The sequence below is a fragment of the Paraburkholderia nodosa DSM 21604 genome, from assembly GCF_000519185.1.
GTDB classification, from domain to species: domain Bacteria; phylum Pseudomonadota; class Gammaproteobacteria; order Burkholderiales; family Burkholderiaceae; genus Paraburkholderia; species Paraburkholderia nodosa.
The window spans coordinates 38,098-50,457 of the sequence record NZ_JAFA01000046.1; the positions used below are offsets into that span (position 1 = coordinate 38,098).

Sequence of the window (12,360 nt, forward strand, 5' to 3'; positions counted from 1 at the left end):
ATTGGCAAATATCCAGATGGACCAGACGACGACAAGCGGGGTCAGGCCGAAGTCCGGCACCGCCATGTTTCAGATCGAGTAGATCGGCTGGTCCTTGCCGTCGTGGAGATGGATCACCGCCCATTCCTGCGGCTTCTGATCGCGCGGCAGCAGCACGCCGGCAGCCCGCACGCGCTGCTGGTCGGCGTCGATCGCGGGGGGATCGGTGTCGGGCACCAGCGCCGTTGCTGCCTCGTACATCATGCGGCGCGCCATCACGATCGCGCGGTCGGTCGGCAGCAGCTTTTCCTTGCTGTGATCCTGGATCGGCCCCATGCTTTCCTGCAGTGACGCGTCCTGCATCGCGAAGCCGAACACGCCCGAGTACGCGCGCTTTTCCTTCTGCGCCTGGCGGTCGATCAGGTAGTCGTTGTCCTTGTTGGCCTTCGGACGGAACGTGCCACCCTCTTCATATTCACAGTGAATGCCCTTGCCGGCGTTCAGGTCGGCCATCTCCTGCTCGTCAAGCGGGCGGTCCGGACGGAAGTTGATGCTCCACGCCCAGCAGGTGTGATCGTCGATCGGCACCCACACGTGGCCTGCGAGCGAGTGATCGCCGAACGGCGGGATCAGCGTGTACCACGGGAACAACCACTGCGTAACGCGCCAGTAGTACGAATCCGGCTCGCCATTGCGGCGGCCGAACAGCGTGAGGCCGAACGGCTGCTTCTCGATCTCGAAGATCACATTGCCGTCTGCCTTGATGTAATCGAGCGCCTTCGTGCCCTGGTGCATGGGGTCATCGTCGACTTCATAGCGGTGCACGTACGACACGTGGCTCGTGTCGATCCCACCTTCCATCGCCTGCAGGTAGTTCGACTCCTGCAACCGCTTCGACACGAACACGTGACTCTCCGGCAGGTTGCACCATTCGAGGTCGGGCGGTGCCGGCTGACGGTCCTTCGGTCCCATGTACGCCCACACGATGCCCGCGCGTTCGATGCACGGATACGCCGTGATGCCCATGTGCTTGCACGCCTGCGGCGCGGACGGCACTTCCACGCAGTTGCCGTTGCGGTCGAATTTCAGGCCGTGATACGAGCAGCGGATGCCGTTCTCTTCGTTGCGGCCGAAGTAAAGCGACACACCGCGGTGCGAGCAGAACTCGTCGATCAGCGCCGGCTGGCCTTCTGAATCGCGAAACGCGAGCAGCTTTTCGCCGAGGATCTGCACGCGCACCGGCGGGCAATCGGGTTCGGCGATCTCGCTCGTCAGCAGGATCGGCACCCAGTAACGGCGCATCAGGTTGCCCATTGCGGTTCCTGGGCCCGTGCGCACCAGGGTTTCAGACATGTTCTTGTCCATGCTCACTCCTTCTCCTGAATCAGTTCGTTGTGTTGCCAACTTGTCCGCTGTATGAGACAGTATTCTCATTATACGGACACATTGATCCTGGTCAAGAAATTCGGACCAGGACTTTCACTACAATGTGCAGTCGGCACACCATGACCACAGGCAGGAAATTTCAAATGGAAGAGAAAAAAGCGCACGAAAATGTGCGGGCCGTCGAGCGAGCGCTTGAGATTCTCCTGGCGTTCAGACCAGGGGACGCGGAACTTACTGTGGCGCAGTTGCTTACCCGCGTTGACCTCAGCCGGCCAACGCTGTACCGGCTGCTCAGTACCCTGGAGCAAAGCGGGTTTCTGAGTTCGGCAGGGGAGCCGCAGCGGTTCAGCCTGGGCAGCGCGATTGCGCAACTCGCGCACGTGTGGATGACCAGCCATAGCGTTGCGCAGATCGCGCAACCCATGCTGCAGCGGCTGTGGGAGGAGACGGGGGAGACGGTCGCGCTGTTCGTGCCACAGGGCCTGTACCGGGTTTGCGTGGCGGAAATGGAAAGCCCACAGCCCCTGAGCTTCCGCCGCGGCGTTGGCTATCGCGAAAAGCTCATGCTCGGTGCGAGCGGCCGCTCGATCCTGGCGCACATGCATATCGCAGCCGAGGAACTGCATCGCTATGCGTCCCACACGCAGCAGGATGTCAGCCCTCTCATTGCGGACCTCGAAACGATCCGCAAACAAGGCTATGCGACCAGCCATCATGAACTGATCGAAGGCGCTGTGGCCGTGGCCGCACCGTTTTTCAATGGCGCCAATCAGGTGGCCGGTGCGCTCAGCATATTTGGGCCCAGCGTACGCGTGACGCAAGAGCGCGTTGAACTCTTTACCGAATTGCTCAAGCGGGAGACCGCCCATCTTTCGCGCGCGCTCGGATACCAGGCGGCAACCGCCTAGCTGGCGATGAAATGAAAAGGGCCACAGAGATTTCTCCGTGGCCCTTTGACTCTCTTCATACTCCGGCGGCACGATCTCCGATGCCCACGTCACCGACGGCGATGATTGTCGTGGCGCTGTTCTCAAAGGCCGTAATAACGACTTGCCAAAAATCATCCATTGCAGCCGGCCTCAGCGAGTTGCCGCGCCGACGCACCCCGCGTATCACGCCGGATCTGATACGCATGTGTTGACACGTAACTGCTACTCGTTTTCGAAACACAGTCAGGTCATAGTACGCAGCTCAGATTACAGTACGAAAATGACCCCATGCGTCTTTTCCAACGCTACGCAGCACGAATATGCCGGCTGCGAGCTGTATTCGACGAGCATCTCTACGCGGTGGTGACTGTCGCCATTGCGTCGAGCGCGGCTGGTTTGCTCGCGGCCAGCCTGATCGCATCTCGCGACACCCTCGTGCGGCTTATCGCGCTATCGGCTTGCGGCGCGGTTGTGTACGTGGGTTATCGGGTCCGCCCAAAAGCAAGATTGCGGCGCGCGGCGCGCATCGGTCTTCGCCGCGGGGAGTTCCATGTCGTCTATCAGCCCATTGTGGACACGCGCACGCGACACTGCGTGGGCGTGGAAGCCCTACTCCGGTGGGGCCATCCAAAGTTCGGAGCCGGGGGCCCGGGGCTGTTCATTGGAGAACTGGAAGGCACCCGTTTGCTGAGCGCGCTGACCTGTTTCGTGCTGCGCGAGGCGAATAACGCACTGAGCCAGCCGCCGTTCCCTCAACACTGGCATATATCGGTAAACATCTGCGCGCGGCATCTGATGGAGGTCTGCTTTGTCGAGGATATTTGCGGGTCCGCCGGTCCGATGCTGGAGCGACTTGTTCTGGAGCTCACCGAGCGCAGCTGCGTCGAGCGCTCGCCACGGGTTGTCACGGCGCTTAGCCACATGAAGCAACGCGGCGTACGCCTGTCACTCGACGATTTCGGCACAGGCTTCAGCAATCTCGACTTACTCGCGGACTTCCGATTCGATTACGTGAAGGTGGACCGGCGATTTCTAGCGATGCGCGGCGAAGCGCGCATGCAGTTTCTGAAGTCAGTAGCCGCGTTGGTGCATGCACTTGGTGCGAAAGTTGTTGTGGAAGGCGTCGAGACGGCCGCGGAACACGATGTGGTACAGCACTTGGGAATCGACCTCGCTCAGGGACACTGGCATGGGAAACCAATGACGGTGGAGCAGCTCCGTGCGTTCGCGTTGGCGACGGCGTCGATAAACACATTACACGATAGGACCGGAACGGAGCATGGAGCGTGAAAGACGAATGCATCATGGATGCGCAGCAAAAACGACAACAAGCCAGCGCCCCCCTGCCCACAGAAAGCGACTACGATCAGTACTTTGAGCGGGTGACCCGGGTCGCCGCGCGCGCGCTGAATTTACCTATATCCGTCGTATGTCTTGACCGACTGGGCCAGCCAGAAGTTATCGGCACATGCGGTTCCGGACGGGACGTCGTATCCCACATGGAGACCTACTATTGCCGCACGCTCCAATGTGAGGAGCCGTTCATCGTCAGGGATGCGTTGTCTGATGCGGAGCTTGCGCAGTGGCCACTGGCAACCGGCGAATCGGGGATCCGCTTTTTCGCAGGCATTGCGCTGCGTCTACCGTGCGGCAAACCCATCGGTATGCTATGCGTGATGCACTCGATGCCGCGGCGCTTCACGCGCCAACAGCGTCAGATGCTGGTAGACCTGGGGCAAATGATCGAGCACGAAATTGGCCTGCGCAAGCTGGACAGCCCTGATCGTTTGCAGGTGCTTCAGGCGATCGACCGGCTTCAGGCCCAGCATGCGCTTTACGTCGAGACGTTCCAGCGGACGCCGGTCGCTATCGCGCATATCGGACCGGACTGGGAGTGGCGGCACATGAATGATGCCTGCGTGAAATTCTTCGCGCACTCGCGCGCTCCGCTGACGAAAACGAACATACCCGATCTGCTGGATGCGAGCGACCGGACCAAACTTGAACAGGCCGTGCAGACACTTAAGCGCGGCCGCGGGGTCGAGGTCATAACGCTCGACGTAACGTTCCGGCTGCGCAACAGGCAAAGTAAGCCAGCGCGAGTCCAGGTGGCACTGAAGCAGACGACGTCGACCCGCGACGGAGGCTGGCTGTTCGTCATTCACGATACCCAGGCGGAGCAACGGGAAAAATCCGCCCGCAATGCGCGGGAGGCTGCGTTGCATCGGGGAGCACATGAGGCCTCGGAAGGTCTGCGGAGGGCGCATGAGCAACTGACGGTCGCCGAGCGACAATTGGAAACCACGCGCGTAGATTTGCGCGCCATCGGTGACAATCTGCCCGTGCTGGTCGCTTACGTCGACGGTGAGCAACGTTTTCGGTTCGCCAATTCAACCCATCGCGAGTGGCTGGGGTTAGACCCGGAGGAGATCGTGGGACGGCTCACCCATGAGGTTCTCGACGCTGACTATTTTGCTGCCATCGAGCCGTACGTCCAACGCGTACTTAACGGCGAAAGGGTCGAGTATGAGGTCCGAGCGACGCTCAACGGGAGCGGACGTGTCCTGCGTGGTGTGCTGGTGCCGCGTCGCGTCCACGATCAATCGGCTGACGGATACTACCTGCTGGTGCAGGATGTGACTGAGCGGAGGGCGTTGCTCGCTCGCCTGCGGCATCAGGTGTTCCACGACGCGCTGACCGGCCTGCCAAACAGACGCTCGTTCCTCGACAGACTGGAGGAGGCATGCGCAGCAGGAGCCGACGGTGTGGCTGCCGTCTTGTTTATCGACCTGGACGGCTTCAAGGCTGTCAACGATAAATACGGGCATCAATGCGGCGACAAAGTACTGGTTGAAGCCGCGCGCCGGATCAGCCGCTGCGTGCGTGGCGAGGATCTGGTTGCGCGATATGCCGGGGATGAGTTCACGGTGCTACTGACCGGCCCTGCAATCGATCGCGCTGCCTTGGAGAGAATTGCACGTGCAATCCTGAGGACACTGAGCCAACCCATGACGTTCGGTGCGAAGGTTGTCCAATTATCGGCGAGTATCGGCATGCGATTGCGCGACCAGGCAGTGTCGCTGAGTGGCGAAGCCCTGTTACGCGCGGCGGATGCCGCTATGTATTGTGCCAAAGTTGCGGGCAAGGCGCGTATTGTCGTGCACGAGCTTCACGATTCACGGACCGGCATGCCCGGTTGAGATCGACGCCCGCGTCATGCCGGCTGAACTGGACCCGTCAGCTTTGCGCCGCAACGCGACTCATCAGCGCACAGGGCACCCAGTATCGCGACCGCTTCATCGAGCCGCGCAGACCACGGGTATCCATAGTTCAGACGCACACGTTGTCGAAAGGCGCCATCCGAAGAGAAGATAGGTCCCGGCGCGACGCTGATGCCACTGCTGAGCGCCGCCTGGAAGAACTGTATCGAGTCTACGTGATCCGGAAGCGCTACCCATGTGAAATAACCGCCGTCAGACTTGGTCGCCATCGTATTGGCCGGGAAGTACCGGCTGATCGCGTCGAGCATCTGTGATTGCTGATGAGCCAACTTGCGACGTAGTTTGTGCAGGAAGCGTTCAAAGCCGCCGTGCTCCAGATAGTCGGCGATTGCGCGCTGTGCCGGCATGCTGGCCGATAGCGTGGTCATCCATTTCGCACTTTCCAGCCCGCGCGCGAACCTTCCGGCCGCCGCCCAGCCTATGCGATATCCGGGCGCAAGGCACTTCGCGAACGATCCACAATGAATGACGAGACCTTTCCGGTCGAAGAATTTGGCCGGACGCACCGGGTCCAGGCCAAAATGCAGTTCGTTGTAGACGTCGTCCTCGATAAGCGGCACGTCGTGTCTGGCGAGGAGATCAACCAGCGCCTGCTTTTTGGAATCACCCAGCGTCACCCCGGTTGGATTGTGGAACGAGGTCATGAACCAGCAGGCCCGAACCGGATATTGCTGCAGCGCCCTCGCGAGCGCATTCAGATCATGACCCTCTACCGGGTCGACAGGAATCTCCACTATGTTCAGCCTCAGACGCTCGATAGCCTGCAGAGCCGCATAGAACGTCGGCTTTTCAATCACGATCACATCGCCTGGAGCGGTAAGCAACTGGGCAGCGAGCGTCAGGGCTTCGAGCGCACCGCTCGTAATGACAATCTCGTTGACGGGCACCGTCATCCCCGCCATCAGGTAACGCAACGAAATCTGTTGGCGCAATCCTTCATGCCCCGGCGGTAGACAGTCACCCATGCTGGCTAGGTCTGTTGAGCGATTCACAGTCGCGCACGATTTTCCAACACGCGTCATTGGAAACAGCGCAGGGCTCAGGAACGCTGAACCGAGTGGGACAGTCTCGGGCTGCCTGATCGTCTTGAGAACCTCAAAGACAAGGTCGCTGATATTGACGGTCTTCGGGTCGGCAGCCGGCGAGGTCCCGGACCTTTGCCGCGGTAATTTTCCGGTGTTCGGCGACACGAAATAGCCTGAACGCGGGCGAGCTCTAATCATGCCCCTATTTTCGAGCAGGTAGTAGGCGCGAAATACCGTCGCGGGGCTCACGCCCCACGCCTTGCACGCCGCGCGAACCGAAGGAATACGCGCGCCGGGCGGTAGATCACCGCGCTTGATGAGCTCACTGATCTGGTCGGCTAGCCGCTCGTATCGTTTCAACTTGTGTGCTCCTCACAGAAAACACCATTGCGGGCGTCGGACCGCCGCGTTCGCACCCATGCCTAACGCTTGAAGATAGCCGCTTTTCAATCTGATACGGCTTTTCTTTTGCAATCTGATTCTATTGCGGACGCACATACGCTGGCAAAGTGCAGCGCAGACTGGTGCGACTTCTTTCAATGTTTCGCTTACGCGTAGCGGTCCGATCGATAACCATTTTCAGGCCGAATTTTTTAACGATAAATCAATGGCATTTGGGTTTCCGCTATCAACAATCAGGCGCAGCGCCTTCATCGCGCTCCACCGTGCCTCGAGTCAAGGGTTCGCAGTCGTCCTGATCATCTGCGCAGGTACCTCGCTCGCTCTTGCAGGTCCGCCCGAAATTGCTTCGAGCCGCAGTCTTTCGTTTGAACGCACCGTCTGGCAGCAATTGACGGACTGGCTTGCTGGTCCATCGGCGCCCCCGATTCGCTTTGGCTCAGCCTGCGTGTCCATCCCGCAGTTGCCCCTAGTTCCCGCAGCTGTCGCCGGACCGGTCGCCGGTCCGATGCCTCTACTGACTAGTACTTGCGATTCGTTCGACGTCACGCGTGCCGATGTAAACGGCGCCGCGGCTGCAACGGACAGTTCGGCGCCGAACGTTGTGACGCTGCTTAGGGAACTGCGGTGGCAAATCAACGACCACGCGGCGGCAGTTCGAAGCGGGTTTCCGGCCTCTGACGCGGTGGCCGATATCGCTTCGCGGGTCGACCGGGCGAAGCAGTCGCCTGAATTACCAACGATGTCGCCCCCGGGTTGCTCGCTGGGTGGGGGTTGCGAAACGCAAGCGATCGCGCCTTCGATGGGCACCGACACACCCGCCTCGGTGCGGCCTTCGGCGAGCATTGCTACGCGGCGTTCCTCGGTATGGACCATATTGCGCTTTGTATTGTGGCCGATCCTGGTGGCGGTTTTGGTCGTTATTGTCGGTTGGGCCCTCAAAAGGTGGTTTCGCTACGACAAGTCGCTGCTGCGTGCTGCACGTGCAGGGCTGCGTCGCGGCGAGTTCCATGTTGAGTACCAACCCATCGTTGGCGTCAGGCGAGCCCGGTGCGTTGGCGTCGACGCGTTGTTGCGATGGGACAACCAGAAGTACGGGGCGCTGGGCCCCGGTCACTATATGAAGTTCATCGAGAACAGTAATTTGATCGGACCGATGACGCGATTCGTCCTGTCGCGTTCCGCTCAGGAGCTGCGGGAAATCGGCGCTCCGAAATCGCTCTACCTGGGCGTTACCGCTCCTGCGTCTTACCTGGTAAGTTCCGCGTTCGTCGCAGTTCTGGGCGACGTTGACTCCCTCGGTCTTCCGCCGCTAATACTAAAGATCGGGGCAGGCAGCGCGAAGAAGTTGAAAAAACGTCTCATCCCGATGATGGCGCAGGCGCGCGCTAAAGGAATGCGTTTTGCCCTGTCGGCCGTGCGTCCCACTGACGTCGGACCTGAACTGCCGGCAGACATGACCTTTGAGATGATGAAGATTGACAGGGACGTGCTGGGAATGGATCCCAATGAGCGCTCCACACTGATCAGTGCATTGACGAGCATGGGCCACGATATGGACGCCGTGGTCGTTGTCGAAGGCATAGAGAACGCGGTGCACCACAACGTCGCGCGGGCGAGCCGTGCCGAGTTTGGTCAAGGGTTCTTCTATAGCCGTGCACTCGGCGCCAGCCGGCTGAAGGTATTTCTCGAGACCGCCAACGCCCCGTCCTCAAAGCCGGCGGGAGCCGCAACCGTGCTCGGCTGGCGGGTTCGAAACTTCTAAGCGAAGCGTTCCACCCGCAACCGTAGCAGGTCGGGACAGCTTCATTTAATTAGCATGACACAATAATGAAGCGCTATCTCCAACTGGCGGCGGAGTTCGAAAGCCTGATTGCGAACGGTACGCTTGAGCCGGGTATGCGACTTCCGTCGGTGCGCCAGGCGAGTAGTTCGTACCGCGTCAGCCCTTCAACCGTTTTCCAGGCTTACTACACGCTCGAACGACGACGCCTGATCGTCGCGAGACCCCGGTCGGGTTATTTCGTCGCGGGCCGGCCCGCGCCAACGAAATCACTAACGATTGTTTCGAAGCGCAGTATTGAGGAGGCTGATGGTGACAGCCTGATTATCCGCTTCATGAAGGCTCAACGTCGATGCACGCATGCGGGGCTTGGCGCTTCGGAGCCAAGTGCCCAGCTGTTCCCGTTTGGCCGGATATCACGCTCGTTGACTGCAGCAACTCGGAGGATGGCGAGTTCCCGGAGCGCCTTGTCGGCGGGAGAGGCGGAAGCAGATCTGCGTCGCCAGATCGCCCTGCGCTACGTTGTCACAGGTGTTACGGTCCCAATCGAAGAGATTGTTGTGACGAGTGGCGCGCTCGATGCACTGATACTCTGTCTGCAGGTTCTGACGCGGCCTGGCGACACCATCGCAATAGAACGGCCCGCTTTCCATGCTGTGCAAGATGCGGTTCGGCGCCTGCATCTGAAGGCCGTGGAAATCCCTGTCGATCCACACCGTGGACTCGACCTCGGCGTATTAGCGGAGGCGTTGCGGCAGCATCCGGTACGGGCTTGCTGGTTTATGACGACGCTGCACCAGCCTACCGGCGCGACGCTCTCCGATGAACGGAAGGAGGCGCTCGTAAGGTTGCTGGCAAAACATGACGTGCCGCTCATCGAGGACGACGTATTCCGCGAACTGTATTTTGGCTTGACGCCGGCATATCCGGCGAAGCGCTTTGATTCTGAAGGTCTCGTGCTGCACTGCGGTTCGTTTTCGAAGAGCCTTGCGCCTGGACTGCGCCTCGGCTGGGTAGCGGCGGGGCGATACGCCGCGAGAATTGAGCACGCGCGTTGGCTGACGATGGCGCCGGCGTCTGTGCCCGTGCAATGCGCAATTGCCGGCTACCTTGAGCATGGAGACTACGACCGGCTTCTGCGCAAACTGCGCCGCGAACTGGCGTCTCTTCAGACCCGGATGGTGGCTGCGGTCGTCAGGTACTTCCCTAAAGGGACACTGGTGGTCCGGCCACCGGGCGGATTCTTTCTATGGGTGCAACTTCCAGAAGGAGTCGAGGCAGTGCAGTTGTTCGAGATGGCGGAAGCGCACGAAATCGCGATAGCACCCGGTGCAATATTTTCATGCAGCCGCGAATTCCGCCGTCACATCCGGCTTAACTATGGCCGTCCCTGGACCCCCGACGTTGAAAAGGAGTTGCACACCTTGGGCATGCTGGCGAGGCGAGCAATGGCTGAGCAACGGACAGCCCGACATACCAAGCGCGAAGGAGCGGAATCAATAGCAGACGAGGAGCCATGATTGATGGCGACGCCAACTGGAGCGCGGAGGATCCGAGGCCGCCTGGACCTGCGCCTGGCGGCAGCTGTGAGAACAGCTGTGGTATCACCAGCGGCAACGGTATAACGGCCGGGTGCTCCCTGGCAGTCACCCCAGTGAGAGCTTCCAGCTCTTCTCGCCCAATTCTAAAGCCATGTACAGGCGACCGCCTGTAGTCGTATTCTGCCCATGGAGGGCTGTGTCAGGCGCATCCATTTGCGTGCTCCTTCGGAGAAAACGAGTGTGCAATTTCCGTTTTACTCCAGTCGGGCTTACTTCCGCGGTCCTCCCACATAGCACCTACCACCGGGCAGGTCGTCGTTAATGCCTTCGCAGGTGCGCTTCAATTTCGCGCGCATCGAGGGCCGAGAGATCTTCGTTGATCTCTTCGAAAATCAAGTGACGCGTCCCCTCGCTCAGACGCGCGTGCAGCATCCCGAGAAACTTCGGCTCGACGGCTAAGCGCAATCGCTGATACCGCTGATGGAGCCGTCCCTGTTCGATGTAGTCGGCGACGGTCCTGGCGAATTTTTCGCGATCCTTCTCGCTCAGCGTCCGAACACCAGGGACGACATTGACGAGGTCTTCGATTTCCCGCAAGTCCAGTTTAAGTCCCAGTGTCTGGAAGATTCGAGCACGGCTGCCGTCGGCAACGACAACCCAGGTAGTGACAGCCATGATGCGCCTCTCAGTGTGTTTGGTCGCCGGCTCGGCGGGCATCGCAAATCGTCGCGTCACGCTAGCGAGCTCGCGGGTCGGCAACACTCTATCTCCAACGCCCATCGATGACGGACCGTGGGGCCTCCCCTCGTTCCTGCGCGAGTGACGGATAATCCGTATATCCGCGCTCGCCACCTCCATAGAACGTGGACGGATCCGGCGAGTTGAGCGGAGCGTGCAACCGCAAGCGTTCCGGCAGGTCGGGATTGGCGATGAACAAGCGTCCGAATGCGATCAGGTCCGCGTTGCCGTCCTCGAGCCATCTTTCCGCACTGCCGCCGTCGAACCCGCCCGCGACCATCAGCACGCCACGATAGGTGCGGCGTATCATCTCGCTCATGCGTTTCGCGCGCGCCGTGAAAGCGACATCCTCACCGGTCGCCGCCAGCGCGGGATTGACGATGTGCAAATAAGCCAGCCCGTATCGATTAAGCTTCTCGATGACATAAGAAAAGGTCGCCTCGGGATTGTCATCATGCATGTCGTTGAAGGTGCCGAGAGGGGACAGCCGGACGCCGACCTTTTCCGGCCCCCACACGTCGCAAACCGTTTCGATTACCTCGAATAGCAGCTTGGCCCGACGCTCGCTCGATCCGCCGTATTCGTCCGTGCGGCGGTTCGTGCCGGACAACAGAAACTGATCGAGCAGATACCCGTTCGCTGCGTGCACTTCGACGCCGTCCATTCCGGCAGCCTTTGCGTTGCGCGCACCCCTGAAGTATTGGCGCACGAGATACGGCATCTCTTCGCCCTGCAGCGCGCGAGGCGCGACGCAGGGCGCGACGACACCTTCGCCGCGCTCGTTTTCGATGAACGCCTCCGCGTTCGGCCGAACAGCAGAGGGCCCAACGGGCAGCATTTCATCGGGCTGCAACGAGGGGTGCGATATGCGTCCGACGTGCCACAACTGCATGAACATCAACCCGCCCGCCTCGTGCAAGGCGTCCGCTACGAGCCGCCAGCCTTCGACCTGCTCACGACTATGGATCCCAGGCGTCCATGCATAGCCCTGTCCTTGCATCGACACCTGCGTCGCCTCGCTGATGATGAGCGCGGCCGCTGCGCGCTGCGTGTAATAGCAGGCGTTGAGCTGCGACGGTATGTTGCCTGGTCGGCTCGCACGCGAACGCGTCAGGGGTGCCATCACGACACGATGACGCAGGTTGTACGGTCCGACCTTTACGGGTTGGAAGAGCTTGCGCAGCGAGACTTGCTCGTCGTGCTGCCCGGCGTCCCCGGGCGCGATTTCCGTCTCAGGCATATTCGCTCCGTGTGTCTTTGATTCGCCCCGAAACGTGCTGCCTTAGACGCTTCGATGCG

Annotated in this window: 9 protein-coding genes; 5 read left to right on the top strand and 4 right to left on the bottom strand. The window is 60.5% G+C overall.

The features are described from left to right. Nucleotides 1–69: 69 nt before the first annotated feature. On the bottom strand, nucleotides 70–1,344 hold the full coding sequence (locus tag A3CW_RS0138335; protein ID WP_028208262.1) for an aromatic ring-hydroxylating dioxygenase subunit alpha: 1,275 nt from the start codon (nucleotides 1,342–1,344) through the stop codon (nucleotides 70–72). A 164-nt stretch (nucleotides 1,345–1,508) separates the two neighbouring features. Between A3CW_RS0138335 and A3CW_RS0138340 the strand changes: the two genes are divergently transcribed. The 3 genes from A3CW_RS0138340 to A3CW_RS0138350 all read left to right on the top strand — a co-directional run bounded on the left by A3CW_RS0138340 (nucleotide 1,509) and on the right by A3CW_RS0138350 (nucleotide 5,494). Further along, on the top strand, nucleotides 1,509–2,273 hold the full coding sequence (locus tag A3CW_RS0138340; protein WP_028208263.1) for an IclR family transcriptional regulator: 765 nt from the start codon (nucleotides 1,509–1,511) through the stop codon (nucleotides 2,271–2,273). Nucleotides 2,274–2,582: 309 nt separating this feature from the next. Continuing rightward, nucleotides 2,583–3,584 carry an EAL domain-containing protein gene (locus tag A3CW_RS0138345; RefSeq protein WP_245623853.1) on the top strand — a complete coding sequence of 334 codons (1,002 nt, stop codon included), beginning with the start codon at nucleotides 2,583–2,585 and terminating at the stop codon, nucleotides 3,582–3,584. Beyond that, nucleotides 3,581–5,494 carry a diguanylate cyclase domain-containing protein gene (locus A3CW_RS0138350; RefSeq protein WP_028208265.1) on the top strand — a complete coding sequence of 638 codons (1,914 nt, stop codon included), beginning with the start codon at nucleotides 3,581–3,583 and terminating at the stop codon, nucleotides 5,492–5,494. The genes A3CW_RS0138345 and A3CW_RS0138350 overlap by 4 nt, the downstream gene beginning before the upstream one ends. Before the next feature lie 14 nt (nucleotides 5,495–5,508). On the opposite strand, the gene A3CW_RS0138355 is transcribed toward A3CW_RS0138350, so the two are convergent. Continuing rightward, on the bottom strand, nucleotides 5,509–6,960 hold the full coding sequence (locus A3CW_RS0138355) for an aminotransferase-like domain-containing protein (RefSeq protein ID WP_028208266.1): 1,452 nt from the start codon (nucleotides 6,958–6,960) through the stop codon (nucleotides 5,509–5,511). 247 nt (nucleotides 6,961–7,207) lie between these two features. On the opposite strand from A3CW_RS0138355, the gene A3CW_RS0138360 reads away from it, so the two are divergent. Together A3CW_RS0138360 and A3CW_RS48980 are read left to right on the top strand one after the other, a co-directional pair. Further along, nucleotides 7,208–8,764, top strand: coding sequence for an EAL domain-containing protein (locus tag A3CW_RS0138360; protein WP_028208267.1), 1,557 nt, complete (start codon nucleotides 7,208–7,210; stop codon nucleotides 8,762–8,764). Nucleotides 8,765–8,829: 65 nt separating this feature from the next. Next, a complete protein-coding gene (locus A3CW_RS48980) occupies nucleotides 8,830–10,302 on the top strand; it encodes an aminotransferase-like domain-containing protein (RefSeq protein WP_035515184.1) in 1,473 nt (490 codons plus the stop codon). Between the two features lie 339 nt (nucleotides 10,303–10,641). Here A3CW_RS48980 and A3CW_RS0138375 read toward each other — a convergent pair whose 3' ends face one another. Continuing rightward, nucleotides 10,642–11,085, bottom strand: coding sequence for a host attachment protein (locus A3CW_RS0138375; RefSeq protein WP_322787984.1), 444 nt, complete (start codon nucleotides 11,083–11,085; stop codon nucleotides 10,642–10,644). Nucleotide 11,086: 1 nt separating this feature from the next. After that, complete coding sequence (locus tag A3CW_RS0138380) at nucleotides 11,087–12,301, bottom strand: alkene reductase (protein ID WP_028208269.1); 1,215 nt, start codon at nucleotides 12,299–12,301, stop codon at nucleotides 11,087–11,089. Between the last annotated feature and the right edge of the window lie 59 nt (nucleotides 12,302–12,360).

Excerpts from the sequence above, each read along its gene's own strand:
- A3CW_RS0138360 (WP_028208267.1), top strand. The coding sequence starts at position 7,208 with ATGGCATTTGGGTTTCCGCTATCAACAATCAGGCGCAGCGCCTTCATC.
- A3CW_RS0138340 (WP_028208263.1), top strand. The coding sequence starts at position 1,509 with ATGGAAGAGAAAAAAGCGCACGAAAATGTGCGGGCCGTCGAGCGAGCG.
- A3CW_RS0138380 (WP_028208269.1), bottom strand. The coding sequence starts at position 12,301 with ATGCCTGAGACGGAAATCGCGCCCGGGGACGCCGGGCAGCACGACGAG.
- A3CW_RS48980 (WP_035515184.1), top strand. The coding sequence starts at position 8,830 with ATGAAGCGCTATCTCCAACTGGCGGCGGAGTTCGAAAGCCTGATTGCG.
- A3CW_RS0138345 (WP_245623853.1), top strand. The coding sequence starts at position 2,583 with ATGCGTCTTTTCCAACGCTACGCAGCACGAATATGCCGGCTGCGAGCT.
- A3CW_RS0138335 (WP_028208262.1), bottom strand. The coding sequence starts at position 1,344 with ATGGACAAGAACATGTCTGAAACCCTGGTGCGCACGGGCCCAGGAACC.